At 58.1% G+C, this 19752-nt stretch carries 17 protein-coding genes and 1 other RNA gene; 14 read left to right on the forward strand and 4 right to left on the reverse strand.

All coding sequences use genetic code 11. The features are described from left to right. The coding region (locus tag HHJ18_RS07680) for an IS3 family transposase (RefSeq protein WP_296913537.1) at positions 1-1533 on the forward strand (1533 nt) is incomplete at its 5' end. Between the two features lie 371 nt (positions 1534-1904). Here HHJ18_RS07680 and ssrA read toward each other — a convergent pair. The 4 genes from ssrA to ompA all read right to left on the reverse strand — a co-directional run bounded on the left by ssrA (position 1905) and on the right by ompA (position 4421). After that, positions 1905-2291, reverse strand: a transfer-messenger RNA (tmRNA) gene (gene ssrA / locus HHJ18_RS07685). Positions 2292-2302: 11 nt separating this feature from the next. Further along, positions 2303-2968 carry a phosphoglycolate phosphatase gene (gph, locus tag HHJ18_RS07690; RefSeq protein ID WP_296913539.1) on the reverse strand — a complete coding sequence of 222 codons (666 nt, stop codon included), beginning with the start codon at positions 2966-2968 and terminating at the stop codon, positions 2303-2305. Positions 2969-3001: 33 nt separating this feature from the next. Beyond that, the gene (gene ubiG, locus HHJ18_RS07695) at positions 3002-3709 is read right to left on the reverse strand and encodes a bifunctional 2-polyprenyl-6-hydroxyphenol methylase/3-demethylubiquinol 3-O-methyltransferase UbiG (protein ID WP_296913543.1); all 708 of its coding nucleotides are present in this window, start codon (positions 3707-3709) and stop codon (positions 3002-3004) included. Between the two features lie 67 nt (positions 3710-3776). After that, positions 3777-4421, reverse strand: coding sequence for an outer membrane protein OmpA (ompA, locus tag HHJ18_RS07700; protein WP_296913547.1), 645 nt, complete (start codon positions 4419-4421; stop codon positions 3777-3779). Positions 4422-4676: 255 nt separating this feature from the next. On the opposite strand from ompA, the gene gyrA reads away from it, so the two are divergent. The 13 genes from gyrA to HHJ18_RS07765 all read left to right on the forward strand — a co-directional run bounded on the left by gyrA (position 4677) and on the right by HHJ18_RS07765 (position 19435). Further along, positions 4677-7325, forward strand: coding sequence for a DNA gyrase subunit A (gene gyrA, locus HHJ18_RS07705; protein WP_296913550.1), 2649 nt, complete (start codon positions 4677-4679; stop codon positions 7323-7325). After that, a complete protein-coding gene (locus HHJ18_RS07710; RefSeq protein WP_296913552.1) occupies positions 7325-7906 on the forward strand; it encodes a DUF2059 domain-containing protein in 582 nt (193 codons plus the stop codon). Before gyrA ends, HHJ18_RS07710 begins: the two co-directional genes overlap by 1 nt. Beyond that, the gene (gene serC, locus HHJ18_RS07715) at positions 7903-9009 is read left to right on the forward strand and encodes a 3-phosphoserine/phosphohydroxythreonine transaminase (RefSeq protein WP_296913555.1); all 1107 of its coding nucleotides are present in this window, start codon (positions 7903-7905) and stop codon (positions 9007-9009) included. Before HHJ18_RS07710 ends, serC begins: the two co-directional genes overlap by 4 nt. A gap of 1 nt (position 9010) precedes the next feature. Further along, positions 9011-10093: a prephenate dehydratase gene (pheA, locus tag HHJ18_RS07720; RefSeq protein WP_296913558.1), complete on the forward strand. Its 1083-nt coding sequence runs from the start codon at positions 9011-9013 to the stop codon at positions 10091-10093. A gap of 72 nt (positions 10094-10165) precedes the next feature. Further along, the gene (locus HHJ18_RS07725; protein ID WP_296913560.1) at positions 10166-11044 is read left to right on the forward strand and encodes a prephenate dehydrogenase/arogenate dehydrogenase family protein; all 879 of its coding nucleotides are present in this window, start codon (positions 10166-10168) and stop codon (positions 11042-11044) included. 9 nt (positions 11045-11053) lie between these two features. Beyond that, the gene (locus HHJ18_RS07730; protein ID WP_296913563.1) at positions 11054-13063 is read left to right on the forward strand and encodes a bifunctional 3-phosphoshikimate 1-carboxyvinyltransferase/cytidylate kinase; all 2010 of its coding nucleotides are present in this window, start codon (positions 11054-11056) and stop codon (positions 13061-13063) included. Between the two features lie 169 nt (positions 13064-13232). Continuing rightward, positions 13233-14921, forward strand: coding sequence for a 30S ribosomal protein S1 (gene rpsA / locus HHJ18_RS07735; protein ID WP_296913566.1), 1689 nt, complete (start codon positions 13233-13235; stop codon positions 14919-14921). Positions 14922-14996: 75 nt separating this feature from the next. After that, positions 14997-15311, forward strand: a complete 315-nt coding sequence (locus HHJ18_RS07740) for an integration host factor subunit beta (RefSeq protein ID WP_296913569.1) — start codon at positions 14997-14999, stop codon at positions 15309-15311. Positions 15312-15378: 67 nt separating this feature from the next. Beyond that, entirely contained in the window at positions 15379-15675 is a 297-nt protein-coding gene (locus HHJ18_RS07745) for a lipopolysaccharide assembly LapA domain-containing protein (protein ID WP_296913572.1), read from the forward strand. After that, the gene (gene lapB / locus HHJ18_RS07750) at positions 15665-16810 is read left to right on the forward strand and encodes a lipopolysaccharide assembly protein LapB (RefSeq protein WP_296913575.1); all 1146 of its coding nucleotides are present in this window, start codon (positions 15665-15667) and stop codon (positions 16808-16810) included. Before HHJ18_RS07745 ends, lapB begins: the two co-directional genes overlap by 11 nt. A 4-nt stretch (positions 16811-16814) precedes the next feature. After that, entirely contained in the window at positions 16815-17756 is a 942-nt protein-coding gene (rfaE1, locus tag HHJ18_RS07755; protein ID WP_296913578.1) for a D-glycero-beta-D-manno-heptose-7-phosphate kinase, read from the forward strand. 63 nt (positions 17757-17819) lie between these two features. After that, positions 17820-18827 carry an ADP-glyceromanno-heptose 6-epimerase gene (gene rfaD, locus HHJ18_RS07760; RefSeq protein WP_296913580.1) on the forward strand — a complete coding sequence of 336 codons (1008 nt, stop codon included), beginning with the start codon at positions 17820-17822 and terminating at the stop codon, positions 18825-18827. A gap of 134 nt (positions 18828-18961) precedes the next feature. Next, positions 18962-19435 carry a helix-hairpin-helix domain-containing protein gene (locus HHJ18_RS07765; RefSeq protein WP_296913582.1) on the forward strand — a complete coding sequence of 158 codons (474 nt, stop codon included), beginning with the start codon at positions 18962-18964 and terminating at the stop codon, positions 19433-19435. Positions 19436-19752: the final 317 nt, after the last annotated feature.

A 19752-nucleotide genomic window follows, 5' to 3' on the forward strand; every position in this document is an offset into this window, starting at 1 on the left:
TCTTACGAAGACCGCATTCGAGCAGTCAAGCTTTATATAAAGCTCGGGAAACGCACTGGAGCGACCATTCGACGGTTGGGTTATCCGACAAAGAATAGTCTCAAGAACTGGCATCGGGCATTCGAACAAGGCGAGGATTTTCCGACTGGCTATGTGCGCTCATGGCAGAAGTATTCTGACGAACAGAAGCAGGTGGTGGTCAAGCATTACCTCAATCATGATCGCTGCATTACAGGAGCCATAAAAGCACTGGGCTATCCATGCCGGGACACGCTCGCGGCCTGGATCGATGAGCTGCACCCCGAGGCGAGGATTCACGTTGTCGGCAAAGCGGGCGGTGTACAGCACTCACCAGAGCTCAAGCAGGCGGCAGTTATTGAGCTGTGCACTCGACAGGTAAGTGCACAAGCCGTTGCTCAAAAGCTGGCCGTGAGCAGGCCGACGCTGTACAAATGGAAGAATCAATTACTCGGCCGTGAGGTGCCCGCATCCATGAAACTCCACAACGATTCACCGCCCGATCCTCAACGAACGGACTTGGAGCGGCAAGTCGAATCGCTTCGACGTGACATCCGGCAATTGCAGCTTGAACACGATCTCTTGAAGAAGGCGAACGAACTGTTAAAAAAAGGCCTGGGCGTCGACCTGCCACTCCTGAGCAACCGGGAGAAGACGTTTCTGGTTGACGCCCTAAGAGAAACTTATGCGCTGCCGGAGCTCCTCGCCGAACTTGACCTGGCGCGCAGCTCCTACTTCTATCATCGAGCACAGATGCGGGGCGCTGATAAGTATGCGGAGGTGCGCCTTGCCATCACAGACGTCTTCGAACGCAATCACAGTTGCTACGGGTACCGTCGGTTACGGGCGTCACTGGGCAGGCAACACGTCTTGATCTCGGAGAAAGTCGTGCGGCGTCTGATGAAGCAGGAAGGCCTGATCGTGGCAGCTCCGAAGCGGCGTCGGTATGGCTCCTACCTGGGAGAAATCAGCCCAGCGCCAGAAAATCTCATCAACCGCGACTTCCAGGCGGCTGCCCCGAATGAGAAGTGGCTTACCGACATCACGGAGTTCCAGATCCCGGCGGGCAAGGTGTACCTGTCGCCCATGATCGACTGCTTCGATGGGCTGGTGATCAGCTGGACCATCGGCACGCGTCCTGACGCCGTTCTTGTGAACAACATGCTGGATGCCGCCATCGAGACGGTAGCCCAGAGCCATGACCGGCCCGTTGTCCACTCTGATCGCGGTGCCCACTATCGATGGCCTGGTTGGCTCATTCGGATAAGCAATGCGAAGCTGATTCGCTCAATGTCGCGCAAAGGGTGCTCACCGGATAATGCGGCCTGTGAGGGTTTCTTCGGGCGGCTGAAAACGGAGCTCTTCTACCCTCGGGACTGGCAGGCGACAACCATCGAGCAATTCATCCAGGTCGTTGACGCGTACATCCACTGGTATAACGAAAAGCGCATCAAAATATCCCTTGGATCACTCAGTCCCCTCGAATACCGAGCGAGCCTCGGACTTACGGCATAACCCAGTCCAAGTTTTCCGCCGCACCCCCGGTGGCTCATTATTCAATCGGCGAGAACAGAGCTGCTGCTCCGACGCACCGACGGTAGGGGTGGCGGAAGTTGCTCCCTCCGGGTAGCAATGACGCAATCTAACTGATTGATTAGTCCGGACGTAACCCATTAATTTTTATGGGTATGAACCGAAAATCTTGCGGACTTCGGGTCGTTGGGGTGCTCTCCGCTACGGAGACTATCGGCCCGGAGAGAGCAAAAGTGGCGAATTTCTGGGTGCCCGGAATAACCGCGAAGTCCGCAAGAACCCTCGGGAACCCCAATGAACACGCGGGTATAGGCGAAAAAAATCCAACCGGAGGACCGGTTGGATTTGATATATGGTGGAGCTGGGGGGATTTGAACCCCCGTCCGCAAGCCTTCTTCGAGCAGATCTACATGTTTAGCGGTCTGATTTAAGTCTCGCCACCTGTATCGCACAGTCGCACGCTATACAGGACGCCAGCACCCTATTTTCTCGCCCCGGGTTAAGGTACCCAGCCCGAAGCCAGCCGATAAAATTATCTTTACAGCCGGGAGCCCCCAACTTTCGTCAAAGACCCCTTGCCCAGCCTATCGGCCTGCTGTTGTAAAGCTCACTGGCAATTAAGCAGCGAGTGCGAAACGTTCGTCGTTTGCAGTTAGTTTGTTTTAGTCAGTTTTACGAGCGCACTAAGCTCGACATGCACCACACCGCGTCCGAACCCACGTCGAAACCAATGCAGCCCCAATCCTCGATCTTAAGCCATTCGGAGCAAATTCAATAGGCCTAAGGGTGCGTAAATAGTGAAATCGGCGTTCCAACCTCGTGTATCGGCGGTTTGCCCCAGATACCCATAAGCCGCCGCCACCGTGGGCATGCCCGCGGCACGGCCGGCAACGATGTCACGTTCGTCGTCGCCTACATATATACATCGCGCGGGTAGAATTCCAAGTTGCCGCGCGGCCTCAAGCAGGGGTGCCGGATGCGGTTTCGCGTGGGCTGTGGTGTCCCCGCTAACAATAGCTTTAGCTGTATTGAACAGCGACATGGCTTGGGTCAGTGGCTCAGTGAAGCGGGCCGACTTGTTTGTCACGACACCCCATCTGAGGCCAGCCTCGCCGATATGGGCGATGAGTTCAGCCACTCCTTCAAACACGTAGGTGAGTTCGGTCAACCGCGACTCGTAATTGAAGAAAAACTCTTCTTTCAGCGCATCAAAGCGGGCGTCATCAGGCGCCAGATTAAAGGCGACGGCAATCATGCCACGGGCGCCAGCGCCGGCCATAGGGCGGTACAGCGACATGGCTAGAGGCGCCAAACCCCGGTCGGTACGCATCTTGTCAGCCGCCGCCGCCAGGTCAGGAGCGCTGTCAATCAGGGTACCGTCGAGGTCGAACAGGACGACTTCGATGTTCTGTAGCATATGGGAAGAAAAAGGACGAGAAGGAAAAGCAGCTCAGATTTTCTGCGTGGCCATCAGATAGTTCACGCGGGTGTCGGCGCTAAGCCAGTAATGACGACTCAAAGGGTTGTATTCCAAACCCTTAGTTTGCTGCAAGACCAACCCAGAAGCACGGCAATAACCAGCCAGTTCGCTCGGTTTGACCAGCTTGGCGTATTCATGGGTGCCGCGAGGAAGCATATTAAGAACATATTCAGCCCCAACGATAGCAAGCAGGAAAGCTCTCGCATTGCGGTTGATTGTGGAAAAAAATACATAGCCACCGGGTTTAACCAGCGCCGCGCAGGCTTTGACAATGGAAGACGGATCGGGTACGTGCTCTAGCATCTCCATGCAGGTAACCGCATCAAAACTGCCGGCTTGCTCTGCGACCAGCGCCTCTACGCTAATTTCGCGGTACTGCACGCCCTTGGTCTGGGCTTCCAGAGCGTGGAGCTGCGCCACCTTAAGGGCTTTGACGGCAAGATCAATTCCCAGCACCTCGGCACCTTTGCGGGCCATCGCATCGGCCAGGATGCCACCACCACACCCCACATCGAGCACACGCAGCCCTCTTAACGGCAGCAAACTCTCAATCCAGTCGAGCCGAAGCGGGTTGATCTGGTGCAAAGGACGAAATTCGCTTTCGGTGTCCCACCAGCGATGGGCAAGATCAGAAAATTTGGCCAATTCAGCGGGGTCGAAGTTATCAGTTATAGACATAAAGCGATTATCGTTCAGGCATAAAAAAACCGCGCCGTAGCGCGGTTTTATAGGTAATTCGTAAAGACTACTTGTTGGCGCGGGTGCCAACCACTTCGATTTCTACGCGACGGTTCTTCGCACGTCCTTCCGACGTCTTATTATCAGCAACAGGCTGCTTCTCGCCTTTACCTTCAGTGTAAACGCGGTTTTTCTCAATGCCTTTGGACACCAAGTAAGCCTTGACGGCTTCAGAGCGGCGAACCGACAGTTTCTGGTTGTAAGCGTCGCTACCAACAGAGTCAGTATGACCCACGGCGATGATGACTTCCAGGTTGATGTCCTTGATTTTTCCAACCAGGTCATCCAACTTGGCTTTGCCAGCTGGTTTGATCACCGATTTGTTGAAGTCAAAGAACGCATCAGCAGCGTAGGTGACTTTAGTTGCGGCCGGAGGAGCTGGAGCTGGAGCCGGAGCAGCTGCCACAGGCGCAGGGGCCGGAGTTGCAACAGGAGCAGGCGCAGGAGCTACAACCGGGACAATTGCGCCATCGCAACCTGGAGCTGCAGTCGCAGGTGTCCAATTGGCATCACGCCAGCACAATTCATTGGTACCGTTTTTCCAGACCAGTTCGTTGCTGCCGTTTTTCCAGTTGTCAATAGTTTGTGCACCAGCGGCGGTAACAAGCGCTGCGGAAGCAAACAACATTGCCACTTTGTTGAGTTTCTTCATGGTTCTCCTCTAGAGAAAAGCCGCAGACTCGCTGCGATTAGTAAGATACACGCCGTGAATGACCATCACCCAAAGCGTTACATTGATTGTGCCATAGCAACCCGCACCATCAAGCTCGCTATCGGTTTCATCTGACAGAGTGCCCCACATTCTTCGTTATTTGTTGCTGCTTTGCCACAAAACACCAGTTTGCACTCAAGCCCTAAAATCAACGATTGCCCTCAAGAATCTTGAAAAATCCCAACCAGGCCTCGCATGACCCAGTTCGCAAAAGAAACCCTGCCCATCAGTCTTGAAGAGGAAATGCGACGAAGCTATCTCGATTACGCGATGAGCGTTATCGTGGGTCGGGCGTTGCCCGATGCCCGTGACGGCCTCAAGCCAGTACATAGACGCGTACTGTTTGCGATGCACGAGCTGAACAACGACTGGAACCGTCCGTACAAAAAATCCGCCCGTATCGTGGGCGACGTCATTGGCAAATACCATCCGCACGGCGACCAATCGGTCTACGACACTATCGTGCGCATGGCCCAGGATTTTTCGCTGCGCCACTTGCTGGTGGATGGCCAGGGCAATTTCGGATCGGTCGATGGCGACAATGCCGCCGCCATGCGGTACACGGAAATCCGCCTCTCCAAAATCGCCCACGAATTGCTGGCCGACCTCGACAAGGAAACCGTCGATTTCGGCCCTAACTACGATGGCAGCGAGCAGGAACCGCTGGTCATGCCGACACGCTTGCCCAACCTGCTGGTCAACGGCTCAGGCGGTATTGCTGTAGGCATGGCCACCAATATTCCACCTCACAACCTCAATGAGGTGGTGGACGCCTGTCTGCATCTGCTGAAAAACCCCGACGCATCGATTGATGAACTGATGGAGATCATCCCTGCGCCCGATTTCCCCACAGGCGGCATTATTTACGGCATCAACGGTGTCAGGGATGGTTACCGCACGGGCCGCGGCAAGGTGGTAATGCGCGCCAAATGTCATTTTGAAGATATCGACAAAGGCCAGCGGCAGTCCATCATCGTTGACGAACTGCCCTACCAGGTCAATAAAAAGACGCTTCAAGAACGTATGGCCGAGCTGGTACACGAAAAGAAAATCGAGGGCATCAGCCACATCCAAGACGAAAGCGACAAGTCGGGCATGCGTTTGGTGATCGATCTTAAGCGCGGCGAAGTGCCTGAAGTGGTGCTGAACAACCTGTACAAACAGACGCAGCTTCAGGATACCTTCGGCATCAATATGGTGGCGCTTATCAACGGCCAGCCCAAGCTATGCAATCTGAAAGACCTGATTGCGGTCTTCCTGTCGCACCGCCGCGAAGTGGTGACACGTCGCACAGTATTTACACTGCGCAAGGCGCGAGAACGCGGCCATGTACTGGAAGGCTTGGCCGTCGCATTGGCCAATATCGACGACTTTATTGCCATCATCCGCAATGCGCCGACCCCGCCGGTGGCGAAGGCCGAGTTGATGCTGCGGCCTTGGGATAGCAGTCTGGTGCGCGATATGCTCACGCGTGCCCGGGCCGATGGCGGTGTTGTAAACGCCGACGATTACCGTCCCGATGGGCTTGAAAAGGCCTTTGGAATGGGCAGCGATGGGCTCTACCGCCTTTCGGAAACGCAGGCTCAGGAAATTCTGCAGATGCGACTCCAACGCCTGACGGGTCTGGAGCAAGACAAAATCGTTGCCGAATATAAGGAAGTCATGTCGGAAATCGACGATCTGCTCGATATTCTGGCTCGACCAGAGCGTGTTTCTATCATCATTGGCGATGAGCTGTCGGCCATCAAGCTTGAATTTGGCCAGACCAAGCTGGGCGCGCGGCGCAGCCATATTGAACACAGCTCGTTCGACCTGAGCACTGAAGACCTGATCACGCCGACCGACATGGTGGTCACGCTGTCGCACACCGGCTATATCAAAAGTCAGCCACTTTCGGAGTACCGGGCGCAAAAACGTGGCGGTCGTGGCAAGCAGGCCACTGCCACCAAGGAAGACGACTGGGTCGACCAGCTATTCATTGCCAACACGCACGACTACATCTTGTGCTTTTCCAACCGAGGCCGACTTTACTGGCTCAAGGTCTGGGAGGTGCCTGCAGGTTCCCGCGGTTCGCGCGGTCGGCCTATCGTTAACATGTTTCCCCTTCAGGAGAATGAAAAGATCACGGTCGTTCTGGCTTTAACTGGTGAGAAACGTACTTTTCCAGCCCATCAGTACATCTTTATGGCTACCAGCATGGGCACGGTCAAAAAAACAGCACTGGACCAGTTCAACAACCCGCGCAAAGGCGGCATCATTGCCGTCGATCTGGACGACGGCGACTACCTGATTGGCGCTGCGTTGACGGATGGCCAACACGATGTGATGCTGTTCTCGGACGGCGGGAAAGCGGTGCGCTTTGATGAAAACGACGTGCGTCCACTGGGCCGTCAGGCGCGCGGTGTGCGCGGCATGACTCTGGAAGAGGGCCAGGGCGTTATCGCCATGCTGGTGGCTGAGGACGAACAGCAAAGCGTGCTGACCGCCACCCAGAACGGTTATGGCAAGCGCACGTCCATCACGGAATACACGCGTCACGGCCGCGGCACCAAGGGCATGATCGCCATTCAGCAGAGCGAGCGCAACGGCAAAGTTGTTGCTGCGACACTGGTCCACGCTGATGACGAGATCATGTTGATTACCGACAAGGGCGTGCTGGTTCGCACGCGAGTTAGCGAAATTCGAGAAATGGGGAGGGCCACCCAGGGCGTTACGCTTATTGGCCTTGACGAGGGCTCACAATTAAGCGGCCTCCAACGCATCGTCGAAAACGATGCCTCCCTGGACGACAGCGACACAGAAGTCAACACAGGCAACGATGCCTCCAACCCGGAAACCGATTGATGAAAAAACTGATCACTGCATTCGCCATCACAAGTCTGGCCAGCCTGACTTTCTCCACCGCCCTGCAGGCGCAAACGACAGATCCAAAAACCGAATGGGCGACCAAGGTCGTTGCCCTGCAGCAAGGCCCGGAACTTGACCGCCTGGTAGAGCAACTCGCAGGCAGCACGGCTCAGGACATGATCGCCAATTGGGGCCCCAAACTGGAGGCCAACGTGCCCAAGGCCAAACAGCAAAAGGCGTCGGAAGCGCTCAATGCAGAACTGAAAACCTATGCCGGGGACGCCAAACAGCTGATTGGCAAGCAGGTTGGCAAAGTTAGCTCTGAAATACTGGTGCCGGCTTACGCCGAACGTTTTACCCTGGAAGAGCTCAAGCAGATTGCGGCATTCTTCGAATCTCCCGCCATCAAGAAATACCAGGCAACCGCGCCTGAACTGGGCAATGCTTTCATACAGAAACTGGTCGAAGCATCGCGCGCCGACGTCGTCGCGCGCGTCAAGCAGTTCGATGACGCGGCAGTGAAAATTGTCGGCACCGCCCCCGCGGCAGCCGGAGCAAGCAAGCCAGCCAAAAAATGATTCGGCCTTTCAATTTTTCGGCCGGACCTGCCACATTGCCTGAAGAGGTTCTGCGGCATGCAGCCGCCGAAATGTTGGACTGGCATGGCAGCGGCATGAGCGTCATGGAAATGAGCCATCGCGGCAAAGAGTTCTTGTCCATTTATGAGAACGCAGAAGCTGATTTCCGCGAATTGATGGCGGTTCCACCCCACTTCAAGATATTGTTCATGCAGGGGGGCGGACTCGCAGAAAACGCCATCGTGCCGCTGAACCTGTCGCGCGGTGCCTGCGCCGATTTCGTGGTGTCTGGCAGCTGGAGCGACAAGTCGCAAAAAGAAGCGCGCAAATATTGCGACGTGCAGATTGCCGCCAGCAATCAAAGCAGCAGCCACACCGGTCTGCCGCCACCGGCCAGCTGGAAGATCAGGCGCCATGCCAGCTATGTGCATGTTTGCACCAACGAAACCATCCATGGCGTGGAATTTCAGGAGCTGCCTGACCTGAAGGCGCTGGGCAGCGATGCGCCGCTAGTCATTGATTTCTCGTCCCACGTAGCCTCCAGGCCGGTAAATTGGTCAAAAGTCGGGCTGGCTTTTGGCGGTGCCCAGAAAAACCTGGGTCCGGCGGGGGTGACGCTGGTTGTTGTTCGAGAAGATTTGCTCGGTCACGCGCTGCCTGCATGCCCCAGCGCCTTCGACTACAAAACGGTGGCCGACAGCCAGTCGATGTACAACACGCCTCCGACCTATGCCATCTACGTTGCCGGCCTGACCTTTCAGTGGCTGAAACGCCAAAAGGAAGGCGAGTTCGAAGGCATCGCTGCGATGGAACAGCGCAACATCGTCAAAGCGCAAATGCTTTACGACGCCATCGACCATTCCCAGCTGTATGTCAACAAAATCAATCGCGATTGCCGTTCACGCATGAACGTGCCGTTTTTCCTGCGTGACGAATCGCGCAACGAGGCTTTTTTGACCGGAGCAAATGCGCGCGGACTGTTGCAACTCAAGGGACACAAATCGGTAGGCGGCATGCGCGCCAGCATTTACAACGCCATGCCGCTGGCAGGTGTCGAGGCGCTAATTGGCTACATGCGAGAATTCGAACAAAAAAAAGCCTGACATGACGCCCAACCTTGCCGACTTACGCGTTCAGATTGACGCTCTGGACAAAGAACTACTCGCCCTTTTGAACCGCCGCGCGCAGGTCGCCGAGCAGGTGGGAGAGATCAAGAAGCGTGAAGGCACGCCTTTTTTTCGTCCTGACCGCGTCGCCCAAGTGATTGAACAGGTTCAGCAGAACAACACCGGCCCGCTCAAAACCGAGCATGTGGCAGCGGTCTGGCGTGAAATCATGTCGGCGTGCCTGGCCCTTGAATCGTCAGTGCGTGTCGCCTACCTTGGCCCTGCAGGTACCTTCAGCGAACAGGCGGCATTGCAGTTTTTTGGCGCAAGCATTGAACATGTTCCCTGCATTAGCATTGATGAAGTGTTTCGCGCCACTGCAGCCGGCAGCGCCAGTTATGGCGTGGTACCGGTGGAAAACTCGACCGAGGGGGTGGTATCACGCTCGCTAGATCTATTGCTGAACTCGCCGCTGCACATCGTTGGCGAAGTCAGCCTGATGGTGCGACACAATCTACTGCGACTGCTCGAATCGCAGGAAGACATTGAGGTGGTTTATGCCCACCCTCAAGCGCTGGCTCAATGCCAGGGGTGGCTGACCACCCACCTGCCCCAGGCAGAACGCCGTGCCGCGTCGAGCAACGCCGAGGGCGCACGGCTGGCCTCAACCAACTCAGCTTGGGCCGCCGTCGCCAGCGATCGTGCGGCCACCCAGTACGGGCTGCATACGGCGGCACACGCCATTCAGGACGATGCATTTAACCGCACGCGCTTTGCCGTGGTGTGCTTGCCGCAAACGCTGCCGTCCCCGCCCGCCTCCGGCAAAGACTGCACCAGTTTGGTGGTGTCAGTGCCCAACCTACCGGGCGCCGTGCACGACATTCTGGTTCCGCTCAAGACCCACGGGGTCTCCATGACCCGCTTCGAATCGCGTCCGGCGCGCTCGGGTCAGTGGGACTATTACTTCTATATTGATCTGCAAGGCCACCCCTCGCAGCAGCACGTGAAAGCTGCGCTGACTGACTTGCAGCAGCTTTGCGCGTTTTACAGAGTTCTCGGAACCTATCCGGTCAGCGATTGATGCGCGATGATTCCGCGCCAATTTCGCGAAAGCGACCCATGCAATGACCCCTAAAAACTCTGGTATCCCGACATGTTTGAACAACTAGGTCTCATCGGCTGCGGATTGATGGGTGGCTCTTTTGCGCTGGCGCTCAAACGCGCTGGTCTCGTCAAACGCGTCGTCGGCTACAGCAAGTCCCCCTCTACCACCGAGCGTGCCCGCCAGATGGGTGTGATCGACGTGGCAGCACCTTCCGCCCTGCTGGCGGTTTCCGGGGCCGACATCGTCTTGCTGGCGATACCGGTATCGGCCACCGAAGCCACTTTCAAGGCGATCCGGCATCTGGTGGGGCCCAACACCTTGATCATGGACGTAGGCTCGACCAAACGTGATGTGGTGGATGCGGCGCGCCGTGTTCTGCGCGACAACGTCGGCTCTTTCGTCCCTTGCCACCCCATCGCCGGTAAGGAGGTTTCCGGGGTCGAGTATGCCGACGCAGACCTGTACAGCGGCAAGCAGGTGATCCTGACGCCAATTGAGCGTACGTTCACCGTCCAGTTGCAAAAGGCCAGCGATATCTGGACCGCGCTGGGCAGCCATGTGGTGCAGATGTCGCCGCAGGCGCACGATGCAGCTTACGCGGCGGTTAGCCATCTGCCCCATCTGATCGCTTTCGCCCTGATCAACGGCATTGCCGGTCAGGACCACGGCAAAGACTACATGGCGCTGGCAGGCCCCGGCTTTCGCGACTTCACCCGGATTGCGGCGAGCGACCCTAAAATGTGGCGTGACATCCTGATTGCCAACCGCGAAGAATTGCTGGAGCAGTCCAGAATCTTTCAGCGAACTCTGCAGTCCCTCGAATTGCTCATTTCCAGCAGCAGCGCTGATGCACTGGAAGACCAGATTGAGCTAGCCAGCGAAACGCGTGCCAATTGGCGCCTCACCTCGCAAAAATTGCCCAAATAAGCCCCGGTCATGTTCGATATCGAGTACCTGGATATACCGCCGCTGGCCCGGGCGGCGGGCACGGTCCGCCTGCCCGGCTCCAAAAGCATTTCCAACCGTGTCCTTCTGCTGGCCGCCCTGAGCCAAGGGCAAACCACGGTGCATGACCTGCTGGCCTCCGACGATACCGCCGTCATGCTGGCTGCGCTCAGGCAGCTGGGTTGCACCGTGATGCAGGACGGGACGACTGCAGTCATCGACGGGCTGGCTGGCCGGCTGGTCCAGACCCAGGCCCGACTTTTCATGGGCAATGCCGGTACCGCCATGCGGCCGCTGACGGCGGCGTTGGCGCTGCTCGGCGGCGATTTTGAACTCTCAGGTGTTGCGCGCATGCACGAAAGACCGATTGGCGATCTGGTCGACGCGCTCAGGCAACTCGGTTGTTCGATTGATTACCTCGGCAATGAGGGCTTTCCGCCACTGCGCCTGCGACCCGGCTTGGGAGCCTTGAACTTGAAGGCGCCAATTCAGGTTCAAGGCGATGTTTCCAGCCAGTTTCTGACGGCCTTGCTGATGGCGCTGCCGCTGGTTGCCAGGCACGACATCCAGATTGAGGTGGTCGGCGAACTGATTTCACGGCCTTACATTGAAATCACGCTGAATCTGCTCAAGCGTTTCGGCATCCATGTTCAACGCCAGGGCTGGCAGCGTTTTACCATTCCGGCCGGCAGCCAGTACCAGTCGCCGGGTGACATTCATGTGGAAGGCGACGCCTCTTCTGCTAGCTATTTCATAGCGCTTGGCGCAATAGCAGAAAGCGCTGAAGGCCGAAATGGCATAGAAATTTTGGGGGTTGGCGATGCCTCCATCCAGGGCGACATCCGATTTGTGGAAGCCGCCCGGATGATGGGCGCGCAGATCGACAGCACGCCGAATTCGCTGCGGATCTCGCGCGGTCAATCCGGCAAAGGGTGGCCGCTCAAGGCGATTGATCTGGACTGCAACCATATCCCCGACGCCGCGATGACGCTGGCCGTGATGGCGCTCTACGCCGATGGCACCTCCACGCTGCGCAACATCGCCAGCTGGCGCGTCAAGGAAACCGACCGCATTGCCGCGATGGCCTGCGAATTGCGCAAGCTGGGCGCGACGGTTGAGGAAGGCGTCGATTACCTCCAGATTACGCCGCCAATCCATCGAAAAGACTGGAAGGCAGCCGCCATCCACACCTACGACGACCACCGCATGGCCATGTGTTTTTCACTGGCCGTTTTCAATCCGGCGCAACTGCCGATCAGAATTTTCGATCCCAAGTGCGTCGCCAAGACTTTCCCTGACTATTTCGAAACGTTGTTCTCCGTGGCCGAAACAGACACCGCCAACATTCCGGTGATCTGCATTGACGGTCCCACAGCCTCCGGCAAGGGAACGCTGGCAGCCCTGGTCGCGCGGCGGCTGGGCTACCACTTTGTCGATTCCGGCGCCATGTACCGCTTGAGCGCGTTTGCCGCGGCACGGGCCGGTGTGGCGCTGGACGACGCGGAAGGTGTGGCTCGGATTGCGCGCGCACTGCCCGTCCGATTTCAGGACGACCGGATTTTTCTGGGCGGCGAGGATGTGTCAGCGGACATCCGCACGGAAGAAGCCGGCATGGCCGCCTCCAAAGTTTCGGCTCACAGCCAGGTTCGCTCAGCTCTGATCGCACTGCAGCACAGCTTTCGTAAGTTGCCCGGCCTGGTAGCCGACGGGCGCGACATGGGCACCGTCATTTTCCCCGACGCCGCACTCAAAATCTACCTGACTGCAAGCGCCCGGCACCGTGCCGAACGCCGGCATAAGCAATTGATTTCAAAGGGAATTCCGTCTACAATAGCGGCCATTCAGCAGGATTTGGAGGCCAGAGACGCCAGGGACATGTCCCGGCCAGTCGCCCCTTTAAAGCCTGCTGATGATGCCCGGTTGCTGGACAACTCTGAGTTGTCGATTGAAAAATCGACAGATTTGGTGATTGACTGGTGGCAGGACGCCCGGCCCTTCTGATCCTAGGTGCGCACCTTTCTTTTGGTGCGCTTGGGTCAGCAGAAACCCTCACGTAACTCGCGGTTTTACAACTCGTTTGACCGCACAAACCACACCAAACCGCCGCAAGCAGCTATAAAAACAATAGCAATTTCGCTATTGGAATCCTGTTCTGTGGATTAGGAAAATCATGTCTGAATCTTTTGCCGACCTGTTTAACGAATCGCTACAACGCTCTGAAATGCGTACCGGTGAGGTCATCACCGCCGAAGTAGTGCGCATCGACCACAACCATGTGGTCGTCAATGCCGGACTCAAATCCGAGGCTTATGTCCCCCTCGAAGAATTCAAAAACGACCAGGGCGAGCTCGAAGTCCAGGTCGGAGACTTTGTCTCCGTGGCCATCGACTCCGTCGAAAATGGCTATGGCGACACTCTGCTGAGCCGCGACAAGGCCAAACGCCTGGCATCGTGGATGAGCCTGGAAAAAGCCCTGGAATCCGGCGAATTCGTCACCGGCCAGACCAGCGGTAAGGTCAAGGGCGGCCTGACCGTTCTGGTCAACGGCATCCGCGCTTTCCTGCCCGGTTCGCTGATCGACACGCGCCCCATCAAGGACTTGTCTCCGTACGAGAACAAGACCATGGAATTCAAGGTCATCAAGCTCGACCGCAAGCGCAACAACGTCGTGCTGTCACGCCGCGCAGTGGTCGAAGCCAGCATGGGCGAAGAACGCGCCAAGCTGATGGAAACCCTGAAAGAAGGCTCTGCGGTCAAGGGCATCGTCAAGAACATTACCGAATACGGTGCCTTCGTTGACCTGGGCGGCATTGACGGCTTGCTGCACATCACCGACATGGCGTGGCGCCGCGTGCGTCACCCAAGCGAAGTGGTGACGGCTGGTCAGGAAATCATTGCCAAGATCCTCAAGTTCGACACCGAGAAAAATCGCGTGTCGCTCGGTCTGAAGCAGATGGGCGACGACCCATGGATGGGCGTAAACCGCCGCTACCCGCAAAGCACCCGGCTGTTTGGCAAGATCACCAACATTGCCGATTACGGCGCATTTGTCGAACTCGAGCCAGGCATTGAAGGCCTCGTCCACGTGTCAGAAATGGACTGGACCAACAAGAACGTGGCACCGAGCAAGCTCGTGGCCCTGGGCGATGAAGTTGAAGTCATGGTTCTGGAAATTGACGAAGACAAGCGCCGTATCAGCCTGGGCATGAAACAGTGCAAGGCCAACCCATGGCAAGAGTTTGCTCAGGAAACCAAACGCGGCGATCGCGTCAAGGGCCCGATCAAGTCGATCACCGACTTCGGCGTCTTCGTCGGTCTGGCTGCCGGCATCGACGGTCTGGTGCACCTGTCTGACCTGTCCTGGAACGAAGCCGGCGAAGCCGCGGTTCGTAACTACAAAAAGGGCCAGGAAGTTGAAGCCATCGTGCTGGCTGTCGACGTCGACCGCGAGCGTATCTCGCTGGGCATCAAGCAGCTCGATTCCGACCCGTTCACCACCTTCGTGTCGATCAACGACAAAGGCGCGATTGTGACCGGCAAGGTCAAGACGGTTGACGCCAAAGGCGCCGAGATTGATCTGGGCGAAGACATCATTGGCTACCTGCGGGCCAGCGAAATCAGCCGTGACCGCGTCGAAGACGCGCGCAACGTGCTGAAAGAAGGCGACGAAGTCTCTGCAGTCGTGGTGAACGTGGATCGCAAGACCCGCAACATCCAGCTGTCGGTCAAGGCCAAGGACAATGCTGACCAGCAGGAAGCCATGACCAACCTGAGCCAGCAATCATCGCGTGAAAGCGCCGGTCTGACCAGCCTGGGCGCCCTGTTGCGTGCCAAGCTGGACAGCAACGAAACTAAATAGCCTTGCTGGCCAGAGCACGCGACGCAGCGACGCTGCCTGCGTGCTCTGGCCCCAACAAGCTAGTCTTATTTCTTCATGACCCGCAGCGATTTAGTTGAAGAACTGGCAGCCCGATTCAGCCAGCTGACGCACCGCGATGCCGAATATGCCGTCAAAACCATTCTTGATGCCATGAGCGACGCGCTGGTGCGCGGCCACCGGACTGAAATCCGGGGTTTTGGCAGTTTCTCCATCAACCGGCGTCCGCCCCGCATGGGCCGCAACCCGCGCTCTGGGGAAAGTGTCGCCATTCCTGAAAAACGGGTGCCGCATTTCAAGCCAGGCAAGGCCTTGCGTGAAGCCGTCGATGCACGCACCGAGGAATTGCTGGCGCGCACGTCTGTCCCATAAGGTCTCTCACGGGTGCTTTGCTTAAGTGGGCTGGCTACAATCGCCAGACTACGAGAAGGATCGCCAAGTGAAATACCTGATGTGGCTGCTCAAGGCAGCCATTTTTTTTACGCTGTTTGCTTTTGCACTGAATAACCAACAGACGGTAGCGGTGAAGTTCTTTTTTGGCACCTTGTGGCAGGCCCCGCTGGTGCTGGTGGTGTTGGCCGCCTTCGCCTTCGGACTCGCTCTCGGAGTGCTGCTGATGATGCCGCGCTGGTGGAAAAAGCGCAAAGCGGCGCGCCGCCACCCGGCAGACGCTTCGGCGTTCGGCAGCAGCAAAAGCGTGACTGACAACCCGTCGACCTACCACCATGGACTTTGATTTCACCTGGGTGTTGCTCGGGTTTCCGGTCGCCTTCACGCTGGGCTGGCTGGCTTCGCGGCTGGACCTGCGGCAGTTGCGCATTGAAAACCGGCAGGCGCCCAAGGCTTACTTCAAGGGCCTGAACTTCTTGCTGAACGAACAGCAGGACCAGGCTATCGATGCCTTCATCGAAGCCGTGCAGAACGACCCCGAAACCTCCGAACTGCATTTTGCCCTGGGTAACCTGTTTCGCCGCCGTGGCGAGTACGAGCGCGCCGTGCGCGTGCACGAACACCTGCTGTCGCGCGGCGACCTGACGCAGCCTGAACGCGACCGTGCGCAGCATGCGCTGGCGCTTGATTTCCTGAAAGCCGGTCTGCTCGACCGCGCTGAAACCGCACTGCGCAAGCTCGAACACACGCCATTTGAAGAAGAGGCCCGGCTCGCGCTGCTGTCGATTTATGAGCGCTCCAGCGACTGGGCCAATGCCACGGAAATTGCCGCCAGGCTGGGCAGTTCCAGCCGCGGCAGTTTCAGCACCCGGCAGTCGCACTACCTGTGTGAGCAAGCCGCCGCCGCCGCCGCCGCAGGCGATACCGGCAAGGCCTTGAGCACGCTGCACGAAGCGGTGGCCCTGGCGCCCGCCTCCAGTCGTCCGCTGATTGATCTGGCCAAGCTGCAAAACCAGCTGGGCCAGCCGCAGGACGCGCTGCAGACCCTGCTCAAGCTTGAGCAGACCGCCCCGCAGGGCTTGCCGCTGGCAGCTGGCCTGCTCGCCAACATCGCCCTCGCCAGCGGGCAGCAGCCGGCCGCGCTGGCGCTGCTGCAGGCCAGCTATGCCCAAGCACCGTCCATCGATGTGATCGAGGCCATCGTCAAGCTTGAAAAAGACCCGGCCATGGCGCGCCACTGGTATGTGCAGCACCTGGAGCACCAGTCGTCGCTGGTGGCCGCCAGCAAATGGGTGGCTGGCGAAAAGCTCGAAGATGAACACCACCACGCGTTGGTGCAGCGCGCGCTGGACCAGGCCACCAAACCGCTGCTACGCTACCGCTGCGCAGCCTGCGGCTTTGAAGCCACCCAGCATTTCTGGCACTGTCCCGGCTGCCAGGCCTGGGACAGCTACCCAACCCGCCGCATTGAAGAACTTTGACACCATGACCCTGCAACTGACGCCAGAAAAAATCTCCTCGGCCCGCGTGCTGGTCGTCGGCGACACCATGCTGGACCGCTACTGGTATGGCGCGGTCGACCGCATCTCGCCCGAAGCGCCGGTACCCGTGGTTCGCGTCACGCGCACCGAAGAACGCATTGGCGCCGCCGCCAACGTCGCCTACAACATCGTGACTCTGGGCGCCCAGGCCTCACTGCTAAGCGTAGTGGGCGACGATGAAGCCGGCCACCAGCTTGAATCCATGGTCGCCCAAACCGGCATCACGCCTTACTTTGGCCGCGACCCGCAACTCAAAACCACCGTCAAGCTGCGCGTCATTGGGCGCCAGCAGCAATTGCTGCGCCTGGATTTTGAGAACACGCCGGAAACCGAGGTGCTGGCGTCGCAGTCCGCCATCTTCGAAACCCTGTACGCGCAGCACCACGCGGTGCTGTTCTCCGACTATGGCAAGGGCGGCCTGGCGGACATTGGCGCCATGATTGCCCAGGCACGCGCTGCCGGAAAAGTGGTGCTGGTCGACCCCAAAGGCGCGGACTACGCACGCTACAAAAACGCGAGCGTGCTCACCCCCAACCGCACCGAACTAGAGCACCTCATCGGGCACTGGCGTGATGAAGCCGATTTGCACGTCAAGGCGCATAACCTGCGCAACACACTGGGCCTGCAGGCCCTGCTGCTGACGCGCAGCGAAGAAGGCATGACGCTGTTTGACGCAGCCGGCGCGCTGCACGTACCGGCTGTGGCGCGCGAGGTGTTCGACGTCACTGGCGCCGGCGACACCGTGATTGCCACGCTGGCCGCCATGGCCGCCACCGGCATGAGCCTGCGGGAAGCGGTGCCAATTGCCAACCGCGCCGGTGGCATTGTGGTCGGCAAGTTCGGTACCGCCACCGTCAGCTACAACGAACTGTTCGCCGACCGTTAAATCCACCAGTTAAACCCGCCAGCGCACAGCCAGCCGCTGCACATCGAACCCGAGGAATTCCCCATGAAAATCGTAGTCACCGGCGCCGCCGGCTTCATAGGCAGCAATATTGTCAAAGGGCTCAACGCCCGCGGTATTGACGACATCATCGCCGTCGATGACCTGCGCGACGGCGACAAATTCCGCAATCTGGCCGATCTGCAAATTGCTGACTACGTCGATGTCGATGACTTTTACGAGCTGTTTGCCGAAGCCGCTTTTGGCCAGGTCGAAGCGGTGTTTCATGAGGGCGCCTGCAGCGACACCATGGAGCTGGACGGCAAATACATGATGGACAACAACTACGCCTTGTCCTGCGAGCTGTTCCAGGCCTGCCAGGAACAGGGCAGCCGGCTGCTGTACGCCTCGTCGGCTGCCACCTACGGCGGCTCCGACAGCTTTCGAGAGGTCCCCGAATTTGAGAAGCCGCTCAATGTTTACGGCTACTCCAAGCTGCTGTTTGACCAGCGGCTGCGCCGCGAGCTCGGCGCGAAGTTCGAAAACACCGGCACGCAGGTGGCCGGCTTCCGCTATTTCAACGTCTATGGCCCGCGTGAGCAGCACAAGGGCCGCATGGCCAGCGTGGCGTTTCACCAGTTCAACCAATTTCAGACGGAAGGCAAGGTCAAGCTGTTCGGCGATTACGGCGGCTACAGCGCCGGCGGCCAGATGCGCGATTTTGTCTTCATTGACGATGTGGTGGCGGTCAACCTGTGGTTTTTCGACCACCCGCAAGCCTCGGGTATTTTCAACCTGGGCACCGGGCAGGCGCAGCCTTTCAACGACATCGCGCTCACGGTGGTCAACAGCTTGCGCCAGTTGCAGGTGCCGGCGCTGGCGCCGCTCAGTCTGGAAGAAGCCACGCGCGGCGGCCTGATCGACTACGTACCGTTTCCCGAAGCGCTGGTCGGAAAGTACCAGTGCCATACCCAGGCCGACCTGACAGCCCTGCGCGCGGCGGGCTGCACGCATCTGTTTGCAAATGTACAAAACGGCGTGGCCTCCTACATGAACAGCCTGCGCAAACCGTAGGTCAGGATTTTCTCTTTGCAAAAGCCGCCAGGCAGGTCAACCTTGGCGGAAACCCGCCCGTTAAGCAGATTCACATCCGCCATGCGGGGTGATCCACCTGGTTTTTCAACCCTGATATTTTGAGGAGTCCTCCTATGTTCAAGAAATTGCTGGCATTTTTCGCCGCCATGTCTCTCGTCGCGGCATTTGCCGCGGTCGATGTCAACAAAGCCAGTGAAGCCGAACTCGACGGCCTCAAGGGTATAGGTCCCGTGACCACCAAGCTGATTGTTTCCGAGCGCAAAAAAGGCGAGTTCAAGAACTGGGAAGATTTTGTCACCCGCGTCAAAGGTGTGGGTGATAAAAATGCCGCGAAGTTCTCCGCCGAAGGCCTGACAGTCGGTGGCGCCAGCTACCCCGGCGCCGCCGCTAAGCCAGCCAAGGCCGACAAGCCCGTGACCGAGAAAGTCAAGGATGCCGCAGTCAGCGCCAAGGACTCTGTCAAGGAAACCGCCAAGGACGCCAAAGCCGCTGTCATGCCAAAAAGCGACAGCAAAGCCAAGGCCGAAGTGAAAGCCGATGCCAAGGCCGATGCCGCCAAACCTGCCGCCAGCGCCGCCAAGAAATAATTCCGGCCTGCGTTCAGCAAAAAACCCGCCATTGGCGGGTTTTTTCATACCTTTTCGGCCTTCAACCCTTATAAATAGGGCGTAAGCAGCTATTAATTAAATAGCAAAAACCGCACTGAGCTTTCAGCGCTGGGGACGCCGGATCAGTCCGGGCAACCGACCCGGCGACGCTTATCGGCCAGACAACGGGAGCGTCGGGTACCGCGGCGCCCCCCGGATCGCTCCTGATTTAATAGCTACCTGCACCCGTCTTTATTGGGCTAGCGCCCTATTTCGTTCGGGAATTGCGGCGCGGCGGGTTCGACGCAGGCTCACGC

It is taken from the genome of Polaromonas sp. (assembly GCF_012927455.1).
Taxonomy (GTDB): Bacteria; Pseudomonadota; Gammaproteobacteria; order Burkholderiales; family Burkholderiaceae_C; genus Polaromonas.

Coding starts and splice junctions, on each gene's coding strand:
- gph (WP_296913539.1), bottom strand. CDS start 2,968: ATGCTACAGAACATCGAAGTCGTCCTGTTCGACCTCGACGGTACCCTG.
- ubiG (WP_296913543.1), bottom strand. CDS start 3,709: ATGTCTATAACTGATAACTTCGACCCCGCTGAATTGGCCAAATTTTCT.
- ompA (WP_296913547.1), bottom strand. CDS start 4,421: ATGAAGAAACTCAACAAAGTGGCAATGTTGTTTGCTTCCGCAGCGCTT.
- gyrA (WP_296913550.1), top strand. CDS start 4,677: ATGACCCAGTTCGCAAAAGAAACCCTGCCCATCAGTCTTGAAGAGGAA.
- HHJ18_RS07710 (WP_296913552.1), top strand. CDS start 7,325: ATGAAAAAACTGATCACTGCATTCGCCATCACAAGTCTGGCCAGCCTG.
- serC (WP_296913555.1), top strand. CDS start 7,903: ATGATTCGGCCTTTCAATTTTTCGGCCGGACCTGCCACATTGCCTGAA.
- pheA (WP_296913558.1), top strand. CDS start 9,011: ATGACGCCCAACCTTGCCGACTTACGCGTTCAGATTGACGCTCTGGAC.
- HHJ18_RS07725 (WP_296913560.1), top strand. CDS start 10,166: ATGTTTGAACAACTAGGTCTCATCGGCTGCGGATTGATGGGTGGCTCT.
- HHJ18_RS07730 (WP_296913563.1), top strand. CDS start 11,054: ATGTTCGATATCGAGTACCTGGATATACCGCCGCTGGCCCGGGCGGCG.
- rpsA (WP_296913566.1), top strand. CDS start 13,233: ATGTCTGAATCTTTTGCCGACCTGTTTAACGAATCGCTACAACGCTCT.
- HHJ18_RS07740 (WP_296913569.1), top strand. CDS start 14,997: ATGACCCGCAGCGATTTAGTTGAAGAACTGGCAGCCCGATTCAGCCAG.
- lapB (WP_296913575.1), top strand. CDS start 15,665: ATGGACTTTGATTTCACCTGGGTGTTGCTCGGGTTTCCGGTCGCCTTC.
- rfaE1 (WP_296913578.1), top strand. CDS start 16,815: ATGACCCTGCAACTGACGCCAGAAAAAATCTCCTCGGCCCGCGTGCTG.
- rfaD (WP_296913580.1), top strand. CDS start 17,820: ATGAAAATCGTAGTCACCGGCGCCGCCGGCTTCATAGGCAGCAATATT.
- HHJ18_RS07765 (WP_296913582.1), top strand. CDS start 18,962: ATGTTCAAGAAATTGCTGGCATTTTTCGCCGCCATGTCTCTCGTCGCG.